Origin of the sequence: Enterococcus sp. FDAARGOS_375, assembly GCF_002393265.1 — a bacterium.
In the GTDB taxonomy this organism is placed as follows: domain Bacteria; phylum Bacillota; class Bacilli; order Lactobacillales; family Enterococcaceae; genus Enterococcus_D; species Enterococcus_D innesii.
Map to the genome: position 1 here is coordinate 104,886 of NZ_CP023515.1, position 20,819 is coordinate 125,704.

The 20,819-nt window shown below is 41.7% G+C and carries 22 protein-coding genes; 6 read left to right on the forward strand and 16 right to left on the reverse strand.

What is annotated here, in order from left to right:
• Position 1: 1 nt before the first annotated feature.
• From CO692_RS01495 to CO692_RS01520, 6 genes are all read right to left on the reverse strand, one after another.
• Positions 2 to 1,096, reverse strand: coding sequence for a DUF871 domain-containing protein (locus tag CO692_RS01495; RefSeq protein ID WP_096741340.1), 1,095 nt, complete (start codon positions 1,094 to 1,096; stop codon positions 2 to 4).
• 1 nt (position 1,097) lies between these two features.
• Positions 1,098 to 1,349, reverse strand: coding sequence for a hypothetical protein (locus CO692_RS01500; RefSeq protein WP_005225703.1), 252 nt, complete (start codon positions 1,347 to 1,349; stop codon positions 1,098 to 1,100).
• A gap of 27 nt (positions 1,350 to 1,376) precedes the next feature.
• Positions 1,377 to 2,675 carry a PTS sugar transporter subunit IIC gene (locus CO692_RS01505; RefSeq protein ID WP_005225702.1) on the reverse strand — a complete coding sequence of 433 codons (1,299 nt, stop codon included), beginning with the start codon at positions 2,673 to 2,675 and terminating at the stop codon, positions 1,377 to 1,379.
• A 140-nt stretch (positions 2,676 to 2,815) separates the two neighbouring features.
• Positions 2,816 to 3,061: a hypothetical protein gene (locus tag CO692_RS01510; protein ID WP_010747943.1), complete on the reverse strand. Its 246-nt coding sequence runs from the start codon at positions 3,059 to 3,061 to the stop codon at positions 2,816 to 2,818.
• Position 3,062: 1 nt separating this feature from the next.
• Positions 3,063 to 4,367, reverse strand: coding sequence for a PTS sugar transporter subunit IIC (locus CO692_RS01515; protein ID WP_096741341.1), 1,305 nt, complete (start codon positions 4,365 to 4,367; stop codon positions 3,063 to 3,065).
• Between the two features lie 12 nt (positions 4,368 to 4,379).
• Positions 4,380 to 5,771, reverse strand: a complete 1,392-nt coding sequence (locus tag CO692_RS01520; RefSeq protein WP_096741342.1) for a glycoside hydrolase family 1 protein — start codon at positions 5,769 to 5,771, stop codon at positions 4,380 to 4,382.
• A 171-nt stretch (positions 5,772 to 5,942) separates the two neighbouring features.
• Here CO692_RS01520 and CO692_RS01525 point away from each other — a divergent pair, with 171 nt between their 5' ends.
• A complete protein-coding gene (locus CO692_RS01525) occupies positions 5,943 to 6,713 on the forward strand; it encodes a MurR/RpiR family transcriptional regulator (RefSeq protein ID WP_016620488.1) in 771 nt (256 codons plus the stop codon).
• A 23-nt stretch (positions 6,714 to 6,736) separates the two neighbouring features.
• On the opposite strand, the gene CO692_RS01530 is transcribed toward CO692_RS01525, so the two are convergent.
• Together CO692_RS01530 and CO692_RS01535 are read right to left on the reverse strand one after the other, a co-directional pair.
• Positions 6,737 to 7,474 (reverse strand): MurR/RpiR family transcriptional regulator, encoded by a 738-nt coding sequence (locus CO692_RS01530; protein ID WP_096741343.1) that lies wholly within the window; start codon positions 7,472 to 7,474, stop codon positions 6,737 to 6,739.
• 30 nt (positions 7,475 to 7,504) lie between these two features.
• Positions 7,505 to 7,993 (reverse strand): GNAT family N-acetyltransferase, encoded by a 489-nt coding sequence (locus tag CO692_RS01535; RefSeq protein ID WP_096741344.1) that lies wholly within the window; start codon positions 7,991 to 7,993, stop codon positions 7,505 to 7,507.
• 167 nt (positions 7,994 to 8,160) lie between these two features.
• Here CO692_RS01535 and CO692_RS01545 point away from each other — a divergent pair, with 167 nt between their 5' ends.
• Positions 8,161 to 8,424, forward strand: a complete 264-nt coding sequence (locus tag CO692_RS01545) for a hypothetical protein (RefSeq protein ID WP_096741345.1) — start codon at positions 8,161 to 8,163, stop codon at positions 8,422 to 8,424.
• Between the two features lie 116 nt (positions 8,425 to 8,540).
• Here the strand turns inward: CO692_RS01545 and CO692_RS17625 are convergent, their stop codons facing one another.
• The 3 genes from CO692_RS17625 to CO692_RS01560 all read right to left on the reverse strand — a co-directional run bounded on the left by CO692_RS17625 (position 8,541) and on the right by CO692_RS01560 (position 10,944).
• On the reverse strand, positions 8,541 to 8,711 hold the full coding sequence (locus tag CO692_RS17625) for a hypothetical protein (protein WP_005225698.1): 171 nt from the start codon (positions 8,709 to 8,711) through the stop codon (positions 8,541 to 8,543).
• A gap of 131 nt (positions 8,712 to 8,842) precedes the next feature.
• Positions 8,843 to 9,718 (reverse strand): cation diffusion facilitator family transporter, encoded by an 876-nt coding sequence (locus tag CO692_RS01550; RefSeq protein ID WP_005225697.1) that lies wholly within the window; start codon positions 9,716 to 9,718, stop codon positions 8,843 to 8,845.
• Positions 9,719 to 9,918: 200 nt separating this feature from the next.
• Positions 9,919 to 10,944 carry an NAD(P)/FAD-dependent oxidoreductase gene (locus CO692_RS01560; protein WP_005225695.1) on the reverse strand — a complete coding sequence of 342 codons (1,026 nt, stop codon included), beginning with the start codon at positions 10,942 to 10,944 and terminating at the stop codon, positions 9,919 to 9,921.
• Positions 10,945 to 11,210: 266 nt separating this feature from the next.
• On the opposite strand from CO692_RS01560, the gene CO692_RS01565 reads away from it, so the two are divergent.
• Together CO692_RS01565 and mprF are read left to right on the forward strand one after the other, a co-directional pair.
• Complete coding sequence (locus CO692_RS01565; protein ID WP_005225694.1) at positions 11,211 to 11,936, forward strand: alpha/beta fold hydrolase; 726 nt, start codon at positions 11,211 to 11,213, stop codon at positions 11,934 to 11,936.
• Positions 11,937 to 11,938: 2 nt separating this feature from the next.
• On the forward strand, positions 11,939 to 14,485 hold the full coding sequence (gene mprF, locus CO692_RS01570) for a bifunctional lysylphosphatidylglycerol flippase/synthetase MprF (protein ID WP_096741346.1): 2,547 nt from the start codon (positions 11,939 to 11,941) through the stop codon (positions 14,483 to 14,485).
• Between the two features lie 65 nt (positions 14,486 to 14,550).
• On the opposite strand, the gene CO692_RS01575 is transcribed toward mprF, so the two are convergent.
• Together CO692_RS01575 and CO692_RS01580 are read right to left on the reverse strand one after the other, a co-directional pair.
• On the reverse strand, positions 14,551 to 15,510 hold the full coding sequence (locus tag CO692_RS01575) for an SPFH domain-containing protein (RefSeq protein ID WP_010747934.1): 960 nt from the start codon (positions 15,508 to 15,510) through the stop codon (positions 14,551 to 14,553).
• Positions 15,507 to 15,719: a hypothetical protein gene (locus CO692_RS01580; protein ID WP_005225691.1), complete on the reverse strand. Its 213-nt coding sequence runs from the start codon at positions 15,717 to 15,719 to the stop codon at positions 15,507 to 15,509. The genes CO692_RS01575 and CO692_RS01580 overlap by 4 nt, the downstream gene beginning before the upstream one ends.
• A 247-nt stretch (positions 15,720 to 15,966) precedes the next feature.
• On the opposite strand from CO692_RS01580, the gene CO692_RS01585 reads away from it, so the two are divergent.
• Both CO692_RS01585 and CO692_RS01590 read left to right on the forward strand, forming a co-directional pair.
• Positions 15,967 to 16,377: an organic hydroperoxide resistance protein gene (locus CO692_RS01585; protein ID WP_026008061.1), complete on the forward strand. Its 411-nt coding sequence runs from the start codon at positions 15,967 to 15,969 to the stop codon at positions 16,375 to 16,377.
• 58 nt (positions 16,378 to 16,435) lie between these two features.
• The gene (locus tag CO692_RS01590; RefSeq protein WP_015509453.1) at positions 16,436 to 16,870 is read left to right on the forward strand and encodes a MarR family winged helix-turn-helix transcriptional regulator; all 435 of its coding nucleotides are present in this window, start codon (positions 16,436 to 16,438) and stop codon (positions 16,868 to 16,870) included.
• 75 nt (positions 16,871 to 16,945) lie between these two features.
• On the opposite strand, the gene CO692_RS01595 is transcribed toward CO692_RS01590, so the two are convergent.
• From CO692_RS01595 to CO692_RS01610, 3 genes are all read right to left on the reverse strand, one after another.
• On the reverse strand, positions 16,946 to 17,308 hold the full coding sequence (locus CO692_RS01595) for a hypothetical protein (RefSeq protein ID WP_005225688.1): 363 nt from the start codon (positions 17,306 to 17,308) through the stop codon (positions 16,946 to 16,948).
• A gap of 276 nt (positions 17,309 to 17,584) precedes the next feature.
• Positions 17,585 to 17,953, reverse strand: coding sequence for a DUF7006 family protein (locus tag CO692_RS01600; RefSeq protein ID WP_015509452.1), 369 nt, complete (start codon positions 17,951 to 17,953; stop codon positions 17,585 to 17,587).
• A 680-nt stretch (positions 17,954 to 18,633) separates the two neighbouring features.
• Positions 18,634 to 20,796 carry an L-type lectin-domain containing protein gene (locus tag CO692_RS01610; RefSeq protein WP_096741347.1) on the reverse strand — a complete coding sequence of 721 codons (2,163 nt, stop codon included), beginning with the start codon at positions 20,794 to 20,796 and terminating at the stop codon, positions 18,634 to 18,636.
• Positions 20,797 to 20,819: the final 23 nt, after the last annotated feature.

The window sequence follows — 20,819 nt, forward strand, 5'->3', positions numbered from 1 at the left end:
GTTACACCTTCCTCTCTGTGAAAGTGAATTTCGACCAAGGATGGATAAAGGGCAGCAGAACTAACTCTTGTTCGACGATCGAACCGATTTTATTTTTTCGTGGATCTGAGTGAGGCTCCAGCACGACTTGCAGCTCGTTTTTGTACTTGCCAAAACGATCGTTGCCGATCACAACGTCCCCTCGTTGAAAGATGCCTTCGTGGTCATGGACAGGATTGTCATGGTTCTTATACTTTTTACGAACTTCTGTGGAACGGATCATCCGATCGGTGATGTCGCCTCGACGGTAATGCTGCTCGTCCAGGGCGATTTGGCGTTCAACTTCATTGATTTCAGGCACAAATTCAATAGCAAATGCGGTCTGATAGCGATCAATCGCTCCTAGCGCTGCCAATTCTGCTTCAGAAGCATAAGCATTTCCGATAATGACATCGTCGATCAAGCCTGTGGCAAACAAATGTTTTGCGGCAGTTTCTACAGGCATTCTTCGGTGCATTTCTAAGGTCGGTAAGCCATCATTGATATCCCAAGGTCCGATCGTTCCCTTTTGAGAAGAGATAAATGCGGCGGTTCGAATGCCTTTTTCCTTGAAACGACGACTGCATTTTTCAAAGAAATCATAGGGCAAGGCAGTCCCTTCTTGCGGATAGAAATTGTGGCAGCCATATAAGTAAGGAATGTTGGCTTGATAGGTCAAAATATTGTCTAAATACGCCACATCATTGCTCATATTCAATTCAACAGCTAAGCCAAAGGGATTGTAGGTCAACATCGCTTCTTTATTGCCGTCAAAGCCTAAATCTAAACGAATCCCATCGGCACCTAGTTCATGGAAAAAGGTCAAGTCATCATAGGAGATGCCTAGTTCCGAAAAGATGGCTGGTGCCACGTCTAAAATCGTTTCATAGCCTAATCCTTTGGCAAAATCAATCAACGCTTTAAATTTTTTCTGCACATTTTCTTTGCCGTCACTCACTTCCAGCATACTCATAAAAATGCGGCTAAAGCCATAATCATGGGCTAATTGCAGATAGGCTTTGTCTGTTTCAAAATCACTGTGATCGGGATACACCGATACTCCTAGTTGTCTTTTCAACTTATCTCATCCTCATTTCTTCATAAAAAGCAGTAAAACGTGTCAGTAAAAGCGAACTGCAAACAATCGTCGCCGTTATCGTCAAAAATGGTCCCCACGGAAACTGACGGCTCAGTAGGATCGCTGCAGCAACGCCAAGAATCCCGAACAAAAGCATCCGCCAAAACGGCACTTCTTGAATTTTTTTCCCTTGTGCTGATTTTGTTAACCAAATTTGACAACCAAAAAATAAACAAATGGCATAAATCCCCATGTTTGCACCTCACTCTTTTTGTCTTGCCTAAGCGGCAGTTTCTTCTTCTTGTTCGCGGGCAATCTGCTGTTTCTCAAAGACTTTAAAGAATGGGTAGTAGATTGCGAGTGTGATAAAGAAGTTGACGATCACTAAAATCGCTGCTGCGATACTCCAGTCCGTACTCATCCAGGCGGCGATTGGTGCTGGAATGGCAAACCCAAGTCTGGCAGCCATCATCGGTACGACACCCGTAATGGTCGCGAAGTAAGAAATCGTTGTCGTAATCAATGGTGCCACCAAGAACGGAATGCCTAAGATCGGGTTCATTACGATCGGTGCACCGAAAATCACTGGTTCATTGATATTGAATAAGCCTGGCAAGATGGACAAACGGCCCAATTGTTTCAAGTATTTTGATTTGGAGAAGAAGAACAAAACGACCAACGCTAAGGTCGTACCGGCTCCACCGATCCAGACGAACCATTGTAAAAATTGTTCCGTAAAAATATTAGGCAATTCATGCGCATTGCCAGATGCTTGGAACGCTTCCATATTTTCAGCGATGGAAATATCCCAGAATGGACGAATGACAGGACCCATGATGGCTGGTCCATGAATCCCCAGTACCCAGAAGAAACAGATCAAGAAGACAGTCAATAAGCCACCAAACAAGCTGTTACCAGCTAGCACGTCTTTTAACGGCATCAACAAGTTACTTAAAAAGCCATTGATATCAAAGCCTAACATATGACGGATCACCCAGAACAAAATCAGGATCGCTCCTCCAGGAATCAACGCCATGAATGAATTCGTCACTTCTGGTGGCACGCCATCTGGCATTTTGATGGTAATGTTTTTTACGATAAAGAAACGATAGATTTCAACGGATAAGATTGCCGTGACGATCGCGCCAAACAAAGAGCCTGACCCTAAATTTGCCACATTGATATAACGTCCCGCATCAATGATGCCTTCCACAGAATCAAAGACTCGCAACGGTGGTGCAGCGGTTACAAGAAAGGACATCGTTGCTAAGATACCCGCAGTCAATGAATCCAGCTTGTAGCTTTTGGCTAGCGATGAAGCAATCCCATACGTTGCATACAATGCCAATAATCCGACTGTATAACGAAAGGGAATATCCAAAACTTCCCGATACGGTTCGATCACCGCAGCGACTGATTCGATGGGAAAATTCAGCAAGATCGTGAAGAAAGACCCAACGATCGTTAACGGTAACGTAGCGATGATCCCCTTACGAATCGCTACCATGTGCCGTTGCATCCCCACTTTATTTGCAATCGGCATCAACTTCTGTTCAATAAATTCTACAAACCCTTTCATAATCGCCTCCTTAGTTTATAACATTATAATGTTTATACAAGGATAATAGCACTGAGGATCTGGGTTCGTAAATAGTTTTTTAAACAGTAGATAGAATAATCTTTTCGCAATAACATTTCCTACAGTAACCATCAAGCGTCCTATCGTTGTCCTTTCGGTCGATACTGATACATAAAACGATTTTGGATGACGGTACAATTGATAATAAGTAACAAAATGAAAACTGGTGCCAAAGGAGTGCGGATCAACAAGAAAAACAAACTGAGTAAGAAAAGTAAGGAAACAAGTAATAGTTTCCAAAAAGCCAGCGTGATTTTGGCATTATTTTTTTCTAAAAGAAGATGGGTCAGAAAAATCAAGAGCAAACAACTCACTACTAGAACCATTCTACTCACCTTCTTTAGCTGTTTCTAGCTCTTGCGCCACTTGAAGTTTCTCAAATGCTTTAAAGAATGGATAGTAAATCGCTAATGAAACGAAGAAACAGACGAAGACCATCAAACAAGCAACCCAATTCCAATTTGAGGTAATCAATGCGCCAAGAGGTGCGGGAATCGAAAATGGTGGTTTGACCATCATCTTAGGCATCCAATCTAAAGCGGTAACGATATAGACTAAGATAGTATTAGCGATTGGCACAAGAATAAACGGAATTGCCAACAGTGGATTCATCACAATTGGCGTCCCAAAGATCATCGGTTCATTAATATTAAAAATCCCTGGTAAAATGGAAAGACGACCCAATTGTTTTAAATAGTTTGAACGAGAGAACATAAACAAAACAACCAATGCAAGCGTTGATCCAGTACCACCCATTTGCGCATACCATTGATAAAATTGTTCGGTAAAAAGATTTGGTAGATCAAAGGCAGACATACCGTTTTGGAATAATTCCGCATTTTCTAAAATTGCTTGATCCCAAAATGGACGAATGATGGGTCCTAAAACGGCATGGCCATGAATACCCAATACCCAGAAAACACAGATAACAAATTGTGTGATGATTCCGCCTATCAAATTATTACCTGTTAAGAAACCTTTTAAAGGAGAGATGGCGATCGTCAGCAATCCATTTAAATCAAAGCCGAAAAAGTGGCGCGGAATCCAAAAGACTAAGATAACCAGCAAGGTTGGTAGGAGTGCCGCAAAGGATTCGCCTACAACAGGCGGTACGCCTTCTGGCATCTTGATTTCCAAGTTTTTTGCTTTTGTAAAATGATAAATCTCTACTGAAACTAGCGCCGCAATGATCGCACCGAATAATCCTTGGGATCCAAGGGAAGCGATGGGTAAATACCTTCCTGCAAGTACGGCATCTCCTGTCGTGCTGATGCCTTCCGCCAAATTGATCGGAACGACCATTAAAATCGTCGCTAACATGGATAAAAACCCACTTGTTATCCGATCGAGTTTGTAACTAGCACCTAAGTTGGAGCCAATCGTAAATGAGGCATAGAGAGACATTAACCCCACCGTAAATCGAAAAGGAATGTCAAGTGCCGGTAAATAAGGAGCGACCCATTCGGTATAACCAGGAATCGGCAAATTTAAAATAATGGTGAAAAAAGAGCCAACGATCGTGAGCGGCAAAATAGAAATCAACCAATTTCGAATTGCCTGCAAGTGCCGCTGCTGTCCAATAGCATTGGCAATCGGTAATAACTTCATTGCAACCGAGTCTAAAACTTTCATTATAAAACCCTCCTAAAATTCGTTTGAAAAACCATTTTTTTGAATCACTTCTTTAAACCATAGACCAGACTTTTTCATCGTTTTTTCTCCCGTTTCTAAATCCAGACTATAAAAGCCATAGCGATTTTTGAACGCATTCTGCCAACTCCAACAGTCCACAAATGTCCACATGTGATACCCCAGACAGTTACTCCCCTCCATCATTGCTTGATGAAGCTCAATTAAATGCTCTTTTAAAAAAGCAATTCGGTAGTTGTCTTGCACTTGCCCCCCTTCGATAAATGTTTCTTCTCCCTGGATTCCGATGCCATTTTCTGAAACAAACCAATCAATATTCCCATATTCTAACTGGATTTTTTTAGCGATATCATACAAGCCATGAGGATAAATCTCAATCCCCCTTGAAGTATTCATTCTTCTGCCAGGCATCTCGTAATCATCGTAAAACCATTCTGGTGAGAAAACTCCCTCGGGATTAGGCAAAGATTCTTTGGCTTTCACTCGCCGTGGACGGTAATAATTGATTCCTAACAGATCAATCGTTGTTTCAGCAATCAAGGCAAGATCTTGTTCTTCCACTCGTGGCATTTGGTTGTAGCGCGTTAAAATACCCTTTAACTCCTGCGGGTAACGACCTTTTAAAATCGCTTCATTAAGCGAGCGAGTATAGAAGAGGTCTGCCATTTCCGCTGCTTTTAAGTCGGCAGGATGCTGGCTTCTTGGGTAAACTGGAATCACATCCATAATGATACCGATTTTTCCTTGATATGTTCCTTGTCGAAAGACCTTAACTGCCTCACAGTGAGCAAGGATGATATGGTGAAGTACTTGCGCCGCTCGTTTAAAATCAACTACATAAGGATAGTGTCGGTCATGCAAATAGCCGGCTTCTGCTGGAATCATCGGCTCATTAAAGGTAAACCAGTACGCAACTTTCTCATGAAATAGATCAAAACAAATTTTTGCATACGCCCGATACGCTTCGATGACCTCACGATTTTCAAATCCGCCGATTTCTTGTAATTTCATTGGCATGTCAAAGTGATAAAGATTGATAAACGGTTTGATGCCTCTTTGATTTAACCCGTCAAGCATTCTGGTATAAAAGTCAACAGCTTCTGGATTAACTTCCCCTGTACCTTCGGGAATAAGACGTGACCAAGAGATCGAAGTCCGAAAAGAATTAAAAGAAAGTGCCGCCATTCGATCCAAATCCGCTTCCATTTCCTGATAAAACCTTGATGTATGTTCTGTTGTAACTCCTTCAAAAAACCGATGGTTATAGTTTTTTGATGCATAATCCCAAATGTTTTCTCCTTTATTGTCTCCAGCAATCGTTCCTTCTGATTGTGTCGCACTTGTTGCTGCACCCCAGAAAAAGTCTTTCGAAAAATTATACGCCATGTCGCCCTCCTACAATTCCTTTTTTACTAAGCGAAGCATCCGCTTACATTATTGAACAACGAAAGTATAGCATGAAGTAAAATCAATATAATGTTATAATCCAAAATAGAGAACGTATTCATCCCTTGTCATTTGTTCCACAAAAAAAACACTTTGTTACGGAGGTGCATCATGCTTTTTCTTGACTACAATCCTGAACTTACTGCACTAGAATACGAGGTTTACCGATTTGTATCAAAAAACTTGGCTTCAGTGTCTAAAATGAAGATGAAAGAACTTGCCAAAGAGACCCATACCAGTACTGCTAGTATTAGCCGCTTTTGCAAGAAATTTGAATGTAATACGTTTACTGAATTTAAGATCAATTTGCGCTTTTACTTAGATTCTCTCGTAAAATCTAAAATATCCGATAGTGATGAATCCCAAACAATTGATTTCTTGAAGCGAGTAAACCAGCCCTTTTTATCTGAAAGAATCGATCGGGCAACAGAGATTCTTAAGAACAAAAGCTTCGTGCTATTTATAGGATCAGGCTTATCTGAAACGATTGCGGAATATGGCGCACTCTATTTTACTGACTTGGGAAAAACGGCATTAAAAGTTGACGATCCCTCAAATTATCCTATCGACTGGTTTCCAGAAGACATATTGTGCAAAACCGGTATCATTGTTTTGTCTATTTCTGGGGAAACACAAGAAATGATTCGATACTTACAAAAGTTAAATCAAAAAGATTGTCAGATTATTGCCATCACGAATACTGAAGATTCAACCATCAGCCAGTTATCCGACTTAACGGTGCCCTATTACATCGAAAGAGAGACTATTTTTAAAGCCAGTCAGAAAAAAGAGAAAACCATTGAACTGACTTCTCAACTACCAGCAATCTATTTAATTGAAAAAATTGCCAAAAGAATACGCCTATCAGAAGAACTTCTCTGATAGGCGCAGGTAGTTTCATTTATTCAGCGATCTTCATAATCTGTAACTAAATCAAATAAAAGTTCCACCAAATAAATGGCTGGAATTTGTGAGGACAATGAATCAGCTGCTTGATTATCGGAAAAATAATAAGCAAAGTTTCGCTCAGAAAGTTTGGCAATTGACGTTGTTGAACGATTTGTTAGTGAAATGGTCGAAATTCCAGCGGTGGTACATTCAGTAATCAAGGATTCAAGGAATGGATCGGCGCCTTTATTAGAAAAAACCAGCAACGTGGCTTCGCTACTTAAGGTTCGCCAAACAGATTTAATCGGTGCTGCTTCTTCCTCTACGCTCACGATCTTATCTAAACGTGCAAACTTTTGTTGGGCATAGGTCAAAGCAAGTGTTGATTCCCTATCACTGGCTAAGATTAAAAGTTTTGTTTTGCTTATTCGTTTAGCAATCGTTAATAATGTTTCTCGATAGAAGGATTCATCCATACGTTCAAAAAAATAGTGCAGGGCTTTTTTATCTTGTTTGAATAATCGATCAGTCTTTCCTTGTTTCTGTAACGTCTTTTTCAGCTTGATTTTAAATTCTGAAAAACCTTCGCAATCAAATTTTCGACAAAACCGTAGAACAGTCGTTGAGCTAGTTTTTGTTGCATCCGCCAACTCACGAATAGACATCGAACAGACTTCTGCTTGCTGATTTAATACGTACTGAAATAGTTGCCATTCTTTCTTACTAAATGACTTATTCTCGGCAGTGAGTTCCATCAGTTTTCTCCTTGCTGCGCACCTTCGCCTTCAAACCATCTTCTTCTCATAAATAAAATCATCCATCACAAATCCCGAACCAATCGTAACGGTGCGTTCAGAAACACGCGTAAAGCCGCGATGCTCATAAACAGCGATCGCTTGCTGGTTTTGTTTGTTGACGTTTAAATGCAGTGTTTTTCCTGAGGCGATCTCCTCATACCAATCAAAGACTTGGCTGGCATAGCCTTTGCCTCTAGTGGATTGATGGAGATACAATTTACTTAAATAAATCTGCTGCAGTGTTTCTTCATACGCTGTATATCCTACTGCTCGGTCTCCTTCTAATAACAAAAGATAGACTGCTCCTTGCTGGACTTCGTTCTGAATCGCTGCTGGTGATTGGTAATGAGCCAGCATATACGCGACTTGATCGGACCGAATGATAGGTGTAAACACTTCTGGCCAGATTTCTTTGATCAAACGATCCAACGTTTGGAAATCTTCAGGTGATTGAACGATTTTTTTTGTGATTGCCATAAGAACCCCTTCTTTCTGCTGCACGAAACAAAAACTCGTTTATAAATATCTCTATTATAAGGGATAAGGAAAAAAAGAAAGGGCACGTGGAACAAAGACCCCAAAATGTCTCAAAAGATGGTAAACTAGAAGTGAAAAAATGGTGACGAAAAGGAGGTAGCAACACGATGCAGCTCTTGCAACTACTTTTACTGGCAATCATTTTTGTTTCGTTCTTCATGGCGTTGATTGGCTGGGTTTTATCGATGACCAACGGCTTGATCTTCTCTCGTTCTCCTCAGCAATTTAAAGCGCATGCCCATGATCCTAACTATGAAAAAGAACGACAAGCAGGCAAGCGCTTGAAAGAGAATATATTCCGACGCATTGTTCCTCTAGGAATAGCCTCTTTGATCATCTATGGGTTAATCGCACTATTAAACGTCCTTTAAAAGTCTTTAAAAAGACTCAAACAAATTAAAAAACAACCGGCATCTTTTCCTGTTGATCAATGCGCCTTTCGCTTTCGCTGAGGGGAACATCAATGCATAAGATGCCGGTTTGTTTTTTATTTACTTACTGCTGCTTTTGAGGCTTGAACTTTTTTTAGTAAAGCGAAGAGGACTTGGCTATCATCAATAGCCGCAATATATTGTTGGCAAAGTGCCATCATTTCTGTTTCATCCATTTTATCTAAAGAAATAACTAATTCATTTTCTACTACCTGCTTATTATTCATAGGGCTCCCTACTTTCTTCCTTTGTTACCTCTAGTTTGCCATGAATGAGCAGGTTCCGTAAGAACTTTTCAGTTTACAAACAGGAAACGGGTGGTTTACATCCTTGTCCTATCAAGGTTTTGCCAGAAAATTTATTCGGTAGCAGGCTCGATGTGGATGTCAGTATCAAACACCTGAAAACGATCAGCTAAGAGATCTTCAATAGCATCTGCAACGTTATGACTCTTTTCAACCGTCAAAGATTTGTCCATCGTCACGACGACATCGAGAAAAACATTGGCGCCATACATTCTTCCTCGAATCGATTTGACAGATTTCACTTCAGAAAAACCAGCGATTGCCGCTTCATACTCCACGACTAACGATTCATCAAACCCATCAGAAAGTGAAAAGGCACTCTCACGAAAAATATCGACGGCGGTTTTGATAATCAAAAGAGCTACCACGATCGCAGTCAAACTGTCCAACCAACCGATACCAAATGAGGCGGCAAAAATAGCGATCGCAGTTCCAATACTCGTCCACGCATCGCTGCGGTTGTCTTTAGCAGCTGCTAGCAGAGCGGAGCTTTTTACGCGAGCGGATAATCGCTTATTATAATAATACATGCCATACATCAAAATAGCTGAAATGATACCGACGACTGCCGCGATCATATCGGGACTTTGCGTTTCTCCGAGTAGAATCGTTTGAATGGAAGACCATAAGACCTGCAGACCGACTGCCAGCATAATCAAGGACGTTACGAGACTCGCCACGTTTTCTGCTTTCCAATGACCATATTTATGGTCTTCATCTGCTGGCTTTTGAGCCAAACGCAAACCAATCAAGACAGCGATCGACGCTACGATATCCGTCGCATTGTTCAACCCATCTGCCCATAGTCCTTCAGAGTTTGCCAAACGACCGATGGCAAGTTTGGCGATCGAAACCAAAATGTAAGCAACGATACTTAAGATGGCGCCTCTTTCTGCTTGTTTTAATTCTGCGTATCTTGTTTGATTCATGTCATCCCCTCCAAATAGTCAACTTGAAAATAATAGCTGAAATTTTCACAGTTTGCATCATTTATTTGAGAGATTTTATTTTTTAGGAGCGGCAAACATTCACTTCTAGTGAAACGAATTTCTGTTCTGAGGACACCAAAAAAGCAGGACCCATAAGGGACTCCTGCTTTTTCTACTTTTTCTTTCACAAAGAAGCATGGCTACTCATTCACCAACAACTGGCGATTTCTTTCACTGAATTTCTCATTGTGGGATGAAACCATCGCCTGTGGGACACTGGTCGGCTCTAAATAGTGCTTGATTTGGTTGACTGCTTGCGCAGCATCTTGAAAGGCTCCCGCCAAAAGATTCACTTTGCCTTTGAAATAATGAATGTCGCCCGCCGCAAAAACACCGGGATGGCTAGTTTTTGTAGGAATCTCGCAATTGAGGTAAAAGTCTTCATGGCGTGCAAGATCAAAGGAGACTTTATCTAACAAGCCACTGTCACGGTCATACCCGTGTTGGATCAGTAGATGATCACATAAAAAATCGATCGTTTCATGGTTGGCACTGTTTTTTAGTCGTAGAACCATATTGAATGTTTCAGCTTGATTCACCCCATCGATGGTGTGATTCATCAGCACTTGAATCCCTTCTGCTTTCATCTTCTTTACTTGTGCTTCATGGGCTTTCAATTTTTCTCCTCGGTAACACAGGGTGACTTTGGCACCATAAGACACTGCTTCGATCGCATAATCCACTGCCGCATCACCGCCGCCAGAGATCACTAGATGCTTGCCTTGGATCGCTTGCTGGTCAGGAAACTGATAGTGGATATAGTTGTCGACATTATTATGGATGAAACATGGCAATTTTTGCGGAGAAACGACACCGCCGCCGATACAGACTAAAACGGTGCGTCCAACATGGGTCCTCCCTTGGTCATCCACTGCATAAAAAAGGTCGTCTTCCTTGGTCAATGAAATGATTTTCGTTTTCAGATAGATCGTTGGATCAAACAACTTGGCCTGTTCAATCAAGTGTTCTTTGACTTTCTTTCCCTTGGTGGGCGGCAATGCACCCACATCCCAGACCATTTTTTCAGGATAGAAATTGATCTTCCCGCCTAATTCGGCTTGTGCTTCAAACAATACGACCGATAGATCACGTAATCCAGCATAAAAACTCGCATAGAGTCCAGTGGGTCCTCCGCCGATAATCAGAACATCTGCTATAGTGGTCATTGGCTAGCCTCTCTTTCGTAAATGAAAATCATTCTCAATTAGTTAGTTCGATTATAGACAACGATCGTCCATTTGTAAAGAATTTTCTGAAAACAGATTAATTATGTTTACCAATTATTTTTCTTTACATTGTAAAGAAAAAAGCCTTTTCCTGAACTTCTGGTAAAAAAAAGATGAGCAGATTGTTATTTTTTCTCATTTTATCTAGTGATATATTTGTGATCGTCCCTGACTTCAAGGTATACTCTTAGAAAGTAGGTGAAAAAATGGAAGTTGAAAAATGTTACGCGCCCTTACCGGACGGGTCTGTCCTCTATTACGAGAAAACCGGTTCAGGACGCCCTCTTTTTTTATTGCACGGAAATGGCGGCAGCAGTGCCTATTTCTCAAAGCAGGTCGACGCCTTGCGTCAAAAACATCAACTGTATTTAATCGATAGTCGAGGGCATGGCAAATCCACTAATACGCAGAAGAAAATCGATTTTTTTAAAATGGCAACAGATCTTTTAGCAATTATTCAGCAAGAAAAGCTAACGAAAATCGCCTTACTAGGATTTAGCGATGGTGCCAATCTGGCGATGGTCTTTTGCCATCTCTACCCAGAGCATGTCAGCTGCATGATTTTAAACTCTGGCAACACGGAACCGCGAGGTGTGAGGCTCTTTTCTCGAATCGGCAGTGTCTTGCAATATCTGATCGTTTGGCTTTGTTCCCCATTCTCCAAAGGCATGCGGGGCTTTCTGCCTATTTTGGGATTGTTGTTTCGTCCAATCGGTTTATCTACAGCCGATTTGAATCACCTCAGTGTGCCGACATTGATTTTGGTCGGCAAACGTGATTCGATCAAGCTTTCCCATTCTTTTTATATTGCAAACAGTATTCCTCAGTCCAATTTTATCGTCGTCAAAGGACAAGGACATAGTTTTGCACGAAAAAATCCAGAAGTATTTAATACGAAAGTTTTATCTTTTTTAGAAAAGGTCGGTGAATAACTATGAGAATCTTTACTTGGCTCCGCGACCACCGCTCACTGTTTAAAGCCCTCTTCTTAATTGCAGTCGCCGTGATCGTGTTCGGCGAGCTGCTTTCGTTAAGCAAGACGATCTCGATTGATCAACTAAAACAATTGTTTGCGCAGCTATCCCTTTGGCGAGTGGCTTTAATGGCTGTCATTGGCTTACTGTGTGTCTTTCCCATGGTCTTATATGATATCGTCTTGAATCGCTTGCTAGGGGACAAACCAGATCGCCGTTATTTACTAGAAACCAGCTGGATCATCAATACCATGAACAATTTGATCGGCTTTGGCGGTTTCATCAGTATCGGGTTACGGTCGGAATTTTATGGCAAAGGAAAAAAAGGCAAAGACGTTGCCCAAGCAATATCGAAGATTTTTATCTATTTGATGTCTGGTCTTTCGATTTTATCGCTTGCTGCGCTGGCATTCGTCCTCTTCGGTCCCACGACCGATTATCTCCAACAGTATTGGATCTGGCTTTTAGGCGGCAGTCTTTATTTTCCAATCGTCTATGCGCTTAGTTTTTCCAAAAAAAATGCCTACTTAGGTGGGCTGCAACGACGTGATCGTCTGCAGCTGATCGCCGCTTCCTTATTGGAATGGCTAGGTGTTTTTGCCGCCTTCTTTACGACGGGTCTGTTGATGGGTCTCTCGGTCGATGTGTTTCAACTGTTGCCGCTTTTCATCGCTGCTTCCGTGATTGGGATCGTCTCGATGATTCCCGGGGAACTAGGAACCTTTGATGTCATGATGATCATGGGAATGGGTTCACTACAGATTCCCCGTGAAAGTGTCATTGCCTGGCTCTTGCTGTTCCGTCTGTTTTATTACATCATTCCCTTTTTGATCGGTTTGCTTTTTTTCTCAAAAAATGTCGGTGTCTCCCTCAACCAGCGCTTTTCTGGTATTCCAAAAAGCTTGTTGTTGGAAGTATTCCACAAGATCGAAGTGTTGCTGCTTTATTTGACTGGAACGATGTTGGTGCTTTCCGCCACGATCCCAGAAGCCTTTGATCAAATCAAATGGTTAGCCCACCTCAATCCGATTCGCTTGAATTTTGTAATGCAGTACCCGAGTATCTTTCTCGGCTATCTCTTTTTGATTGCCGGTCGCGGCATCTCTGCCCGTGTCAGTCGCGCGTATGTGCCGACGCTTTTGTTGATTGCAGCAACGATCGGCTATGCTATTTTTGCGGGTTTCCGCTTTTCGACCATGCTGTTTCTTCTATTATTACTGGCGATCATGATTTTTTCAAAAAGCGAGTTATTCCGAAAGCAACTGGTTTTCGCTTGGGAATGGCTGACGATCGATGGTTTGCTGGTTGGTTCATTGACGATCCTCTATGTCATTATCGGGGTCTACAATATGCCCCATATCAATCGGCATCCGACGCATCACCATTCGATGGATTTTTTGCTTTTCCCTTCTGAAAAATTATGGCTCCAAGGCTTCGTTGCGATTTTATTCGTCGCCGTTGCGATGCTGCTGTTTGCACGCTACTTGATGGGACCAAAGCACCAACTCGGTGTCAGTGCCGCCACCGATAAAGTGAAGCATATTTTGAACACTTATGGCGGCAATAGCGATAGCCATCTTGTCTATTTAAAAGACAAGCAAGTGTACGTTTATCCAGAAATCGGCGAGCCGACGGTCTTTTTTCAATTTACGACCTTTAATAATAAATGCTTAGTCATGGGTGATCCTTCTGGGAAGCAAGCAGACTTTCCCCATGCACTGGAAACCTTTTTAACAGAGATGGATCAGTGGAATTACTTGCCAGTCTTTTATGAAAGTAGTGAAGAAATGGTGATGCTGCTGCATGAATTCGGGTATGACTTTATCAAATTCGGTGAGAAAGCCTATGTGGATCTGCCTAGCTTCACCCTCTCAGGAAAGAAAATGAAGGGACAGCGGGCATTGAACAACAAGATCACCAAAGAAGGCTTTACCTTTGATGTGCTAACTCCACCCTTTTCAGCCGAAACCTTTGCCACCCTTAAGGAAATTTCTGACAACTGGCTAGATGGACGGAAAGAAAAAGGGTTCTCCCTTGGATTCTTTTCAGAATCCTATCTGAGTACCGCACCAATTGCAGTCGTCCGTAATCAGCAACAAGAGATCGTCGCGTTTGCCTCCTTTATGCCAACTTATCAGACAGGCTTAGCTTCCATTGATCTGATGCGTCACGATCCTGAAAAAGCCCCGAACGGAACGATGGATTTCTTGTTTATTCAGCTGTTTGATTATTTTAAAGAACAAGGCTACCAACAATTCGATTTAGGTATGGCACCATTAGCCAATGTTGGTACTTTCCGCAGTAGTTTCTTGCAAGAGCGGATCGCCTATCTCGTTTACACCTTCGGGTCTCGCTTCTATTCCTTTGAAGGATTGCGGGAATACAAACAGAAATATGCCGCTTCTTGGTCCCCTCGCTACATCTTATATTCTCGGGACAGTTGGATCGGTTATGTCATGATTGCCCTGTTGATTGTCGATAATCAAGCGGCAGACAAAACGAAATAAAAAAGCTCAAATGCGCCGGTTTATTCTCGGAGCATTTGAGCTTTTTTAATTGTTGCGCTTAGAAGTTATTCTGCTGATTTAGATGGTGCGTTTTCCCAAAGTTGTTTGACGACTGGAATATTTCCTAGTTCCGTCATATTGGATGGCAGAATGACCGTGTTGGTATTGCTGTTAACCACGTCTTTAAAGGCTTCGATCCCTAGATAAGATAAGGAGCGCTCGTCTAGCTGGCTTTCTTTGATTGCTTCATTGATAGCTAAAATCCGTTTGCGTTCAGCTTCAGTGATTTTCGCGATTCGTTCCGCTTCTGCCTCAGCATCGATCCGTACACGTTTTGCCCGCGCCTCTGCATCGATTTGGGTTTGTTCTGCCCGAGCTTGCGCGTCGATCGTCATTTGAGAAGCTTTGGCTTCGGCACTTAAGACTGAAGAAGATTTCTCCCCTTGGGCTCTTGTGATCATGGATTCTTTGTCTCTGGAGGCTGTGATCAATTTATTCATTGATTCAATGATTTCTTGGGAAACTTTGATTTCCCCGATATTGATCCGGTCGATCGCTAACCCATAGCCAGCAGTGATGTCTTTGATTGAAGTAAATAGTGCCACGTTGATTTCTTCAGTTCCATTTAGAACCTCGTTCAGATCCATTTTCCCGATGATCCCCCGTAAGTTTGATTGGGCATCTTGAATCATTGAGATAACGGAGTTTTCATTTTCGTAAACAAAGGCACGAACATCTGTAACGTGGTATTTGATTGCTTCATCGATCTGCACGATTACGTTGTCTTTTGTAATTGCACTTTGCGGTTCGATCTCCAGAGGAATCTGTTTCAAGGACACTCTTTCTCTTACGGTATATAAAATCGGAACAAGAAAATGAAGACCTGGTTCCAACGTTCGAACATATTTCCCAAAACTTTCCACAACTTTGACTTCCCCTTGACGAACGATCACAGCAGTGCTTGCGATCAGCCAAATCAGAATCACTAATACGAAGATAACTAAAATAATTTGGATAATGATCATTGTAAAAACCCTCTTCCATTTTCAAATAATGTATTGTTAACACGGGTCAATAAGACACCGTTTTCAACCCCGATAATCTCTAACATGACATTTTCAGCAGGAATCCCTGCAATCACCCGATATTCTGTGTAGGTGCCATAAAGACGGATATAGCCTGAATAATGATCCGTCAGCGATCGAAAATAACGTCCAACCGCTCGTTGTTCCATGTAGTCTACGATGATTTTCCACCCTCTTTGCCTTCGTGCAGGTTATTTTTCGTTTCAATTGATTCGTTCATTCTATGACAAGTGTTACTAACTATAATAGCACGTTTCACCCAAGAGGACAGTATACATTTCATAATTCCCTCCTTTTTAGAAAAAAAGACGAGCTGAAAACAAATCGCTTGCATTTACCAATTAAATTGCATACAATCTAATTGTACAAAATATAAAAATCAGGAGTGAAGAAATGATGAAAAAAATGTATTCAACAAAAATGATCAACACTGGTGGCCGTTCAGGAGAAGTTCATAGTCCCGATCATTCATTTGAACTAAATATTACTGCACCTGGCAAACGTGTTGAAAATGCCACCAATCCAGAACAACTTTTTGCGGCTGGGTTTAGTGCTTGTTTCAATAGTGCCCTTGAATTAGTGAAAAGCAACAAAGGAATCGACGGTGCTTCGACTGTCAGTGCACAAGTGACCCTATATGCAGAAAGTGAATCAAGCTTTGTTTTAGGCGTTGAGATCGAAGGTCAAATCGAAGGTTTATCAACAGAGGAAACACAAGAATTGCTTGAAATCGCTCATACCGTATGTCCTTACTCAAAAGCTACAGCTGGCAACATTGAAGTGACTGTCAAAGCCGTTAGCGAGTAGACTTTCGTTGAAAAAACAGCTATGATAAGAGGCGGATGTTAGAAAAAGGGGTGAAAACATGAATGTCTTAGCGTTAGAAAACCAATTGTGTTTTCCTCTATACGCCGCTTCAAAAGAAATTATCAAACAGTACAAAGACTTACTGGACCCGTTGAATTTGACCTATACCCAATATTTAGTGATGTTGGTGTTATGGGAAGATGAAGCGATCAGTGTCAAAGAATTGGGGAAGCAATTATGTCTAGATTCTGGCACACTGACACCGGTTTTAAAAAAGCTTGAAGCAAAAGGATACCTAGTAAGAAATCGAAATCAAGACGATGAACGTTCCTTGCGGGTCACATTGACTGATTCAGGCAAAAGACTCCATGAACAAGCACTAGAGATCCCCTACAAAGTAACTGAATTCTTGCCTCTTGAACCGGAAGAACTGTCAGTCCTCCACGAATTGACGACCAAAATGGTCCAAAAATTTCAGGAACAAGAAAAATGATCCGCTGTTTTCACAGTGGATCATTTTTTTATCTTTTAAACCTTCACTAACAAACAGCGAAGAAAACCAGATGACCTACGAAGCTTTGGTTTTCAATTCGCCAATAACATTTCGCAACTGAGTTAATTGTTCTGGGTCTTCAATTTTTTTGATCGCAATTTTTACCAGTTCAAAAATTTGTTCCTCCGTCAAACCACTTTGCAAAATCTCCAATTCGGTGACGGCTGGTTGGAAACGACGAGCCAAAACTGACCCACTCATCTTGATACTTGCGATCTCAAGTATCCCTTTATTGACTAACTTACGAATCACTGACAATGACGTGTTGCGATTCAAGCCGAAGCGTTCACTAAATTCGGTACAGCATAGCGGCTCATCCACAGCCCAAAAACAAACTAAGACTTCCCACTCTTTTTTTGAAAAACTCAAGTAATCCATAACTGCTCCTTTCCATGCCAATCAGGCTGGTTCTTATTTTCTAATCAAAACAATCGCAGCTATTGACATAAGCTATCTATCCTCTTCATTTTACGATTGTTTTTTCTTTCACTAAAAGGATTATATACAATAATAATCTATTTTATTCATAATTTCAAAATAATTTTTACTTTAATGATAAATAACACGTTTAATTCTCCTTCTTCTCCATAAAAAAAAAGCGACTAGATGCGCTAGTCGCTTTCTTTTCTATCAAGTGATCCTAAGAAGAACCGCTTATTGGATGTTGAAGATCAGGCTTTCGTGCTCTTTTTCTTTTAAGGAATAGCCACAAAACTCTTTATTCAAATTCGGATAATCGCGTTCGATCATCTGAATAACCTCGATTTCCGTCAAAAATTTGTCTTCTGACAATTGCAACGAGTTCAACAAGACAAAGCGTGAATCATAGCCTAAAATCTCTGGCATCAATTGCCAAAAATTTGAGTGATCAATTTGTTGGATCGTTTCTTCAAAGTTAGCAATCAATTGTTGTACATGATCATAGACTTTGGGATAATCAGATTTTAACAAATCCAACAGTGCTTGATCGACCACCTTATCCAAATAAGCCTTTGTGTCCGTATAGATTATTGAAGAAATCACTTATTTCATCAATCCTTTCATTCAAATGCCATATTCGACATCGTCAAGGATGGCTCCCTGTTCCTATATATAGCATACTATCGGTGATTTTCGTTCTCAGATTAAGGATAGAATCAAGAAAAAAAGGAGAAGTCGTTTTTTGATTCCTCAATCTTACTCCACAATAGCAAAATTTTGCTGAACTGATAAGCAAAGCGAATCAGCAACATCTGAAAATGAGAAATTTGTCAGATTTCCCTCCTTTTTTAGATAGATTGCCTCTCTTCTATACGAAAAATCAGCCGCCAAGGATGGCATCCTTTAGCGTGATCGATTTGAAACAAACAACCAGCAACCCTTATTGCCCTTCACAAAAAACGGAGACAGCATAATCTCAGACAGAACCTTCAGCAACATGTATAATTAAAGTAGAGAAAGTCATCAAAATAAACGAGACGAGGAGTGGAGCAAAGATGAAGAACCATTGTAAATGTGGCAAGAAGTTAACTGGCAATGAAAAAAGCTGTCCGGACTGCAAACGCAAAAAACAGCAAACTTTAGATTCCTTGGAAAAATTCGTTAAATACGGCAGTTTTGCTTTAGCAGGCCTATCATTAGTTTTAAAAATTGCGAAAAGTCGACAAAGTTAGCAGTGATCGACTGAGAACTTTAATAAAAAAAACGCCGTAATGGCGTTTTTTTTATTCGTCTACAATCGTACTCTCCAACTGCCAATTGACCGTACCAGTATACGTCCCCGGTTGAATCAAATCAAAATCAGGAACAAATCGTAAATAGCAGTTGTATTCATTTAAAGCAAGGGTCAAATCAGCCTCGCCGTCGGGAAGCTGCTGAAAAAGGATCGTTTCTTCTTTCGTAACTGTTGCCACCAAGTGATCGTCGAGCGGATCATAGATCACGAATTGGACGTCTTTGGCCAACTGCTGCTGGTCTTGCAAGAAATCAGTCATTTGCCCACTAAGCTGCCAAGTCCCTTCACTGCTGTTGCTGATAGACAGCAGTGCCGAGGTTTGATCAAACGAAACAGGAAGATAGGCAAAGCCATCACTTCGGATCGATCGTGCGAGCTTATTTACATTGATTGTCGGTCCGTTGATCGACTCCGGCGCACTGAGAAATTGTACACTGCCTCGAAAATCAATGCCATAATAATGGGTTTCTGATTGATTTCCTTCTGCATCGATCACAAAAGCAGCAAGATAATAAGTGGTGCCCGGCTCCAGATTCGCGGTATCTCGTTCCAACGTGTATGTAAAGGGATCTGCCAATGTGGCACGCTCTATCTGAGCTGTTTCTAAGAAATCTGCCTCCGTCACCGTCTCTGCTTCCGTAAAAAAATCCGTAACATACAAGCGTGCTTGCGTTGAATTGCGGTCATCGATGGTGATCGGGGTAAAGCACAAACGATTTTCCCGCACAATCTGCTGGGTTTCTTTCGCTTCTGCTAAGGTAGGCACACCCGTTGTCAGCGTGGGCGGAAACACACCGGTCATCGTGTAGGAATGCGTCTCAGGGCTGCCAGATACGAGACTCGATACAAAGGCATTCCCTTGGAAGGTCGTCTGCACAGGCGCCGTTTGATTCAAGTTCTCATTGAGCGGCGCCCCCGTATAGGTAATCGAATAGTGGATCAGATAGTCATTCCCTTTGGCTAATGCAGGTAGGGTCGCGACCAACTCACCAGCTTCAACGCTAAAATCAATCGGCGTGCCGCCTTCTGGCATACCATTTACCATCAAATCAGGACCACCGAAATACACTGTCTCATCGACTAAAGAAAAGCCTTCTGGAAGAAACGAACGCAGCTTGATGCCTGCTTCCAACTCCGTTAAATCACTGGTGTCCTTATAAGAAAGATACGTGGCATAAGTAATTGTTTTTTGCGCATCAACGACTGGTGGTTGACTCAGAGCTGTCTCAGTATCTAGCAACAGCTTGTTGGGGTCACGTTCAAATACGCCTGTACGCAATTCCATATCGACCAAGCCTTCGACATCAATGAATGCCACTGCTTTTTCTTGGACATTTCCACCATTAGCACCAGTAAAACCAAAATAAACTGGCGCATTGTTGACTAAGTTCACGTTCGTTTTGAACGTATCATCCACGGGAACCGTGACATCGACCCCAAAATCTGGGACAGAATAATGTAAGGTTTGATTGGGCTGATCGAAAGTAACGGTAAACGTATGCCACTGGCTATCAGAAATCTTGGTGACAGCGACAGGATCAAGATGGTTGACGACCTTGTATGTCGGCAACCAACCTTCTGTCGTATAGGCGTCGTTTGAACCTGGAAAATTCCATGCGATATGATGACTATTGGGGGCATCACGATCCATGGCACCATGAACACCCAAACTACCAGAATTATAGAAGGTATCAAATTCAATGGCAAAGCTTTGCGGAATCGCACCGGTATTCAATGGATTGGTTCCACCGGTGTTGGACCAGACACCAATCGTTGGACCTGCTTGTTGCGCAAGGGCATTTAAGCCACTGCTTTGCATAACAAAAGCTAAGCCATCGCTATCAGCAGCTGCATTTTCGATGCAAAAAGCCATTTCTAAACGAAATGATCGGGTAAAAGAAACCGCTTTGTTGAACCAAACGCCTCCACTGACATTTGATGTCACGCCATCATTGATCTGAACATAATTATAGCCATCCGATCCTTGCGGAGAACCAGCTTGACCCACCGTAGTGATCAAGGTTTCATCGATCGGTAATGTCGCAAAATCCGGCTCAACGACGGTAGCCTCCACAGATGCGTTTCCTGTATGAAATAAGGCGATACCTAACAAGAAGAAAAGTAAAAAACGTGTCGTAAGAAATTTTTTCATCGTCATCCTCCGCTTTGTTTGAG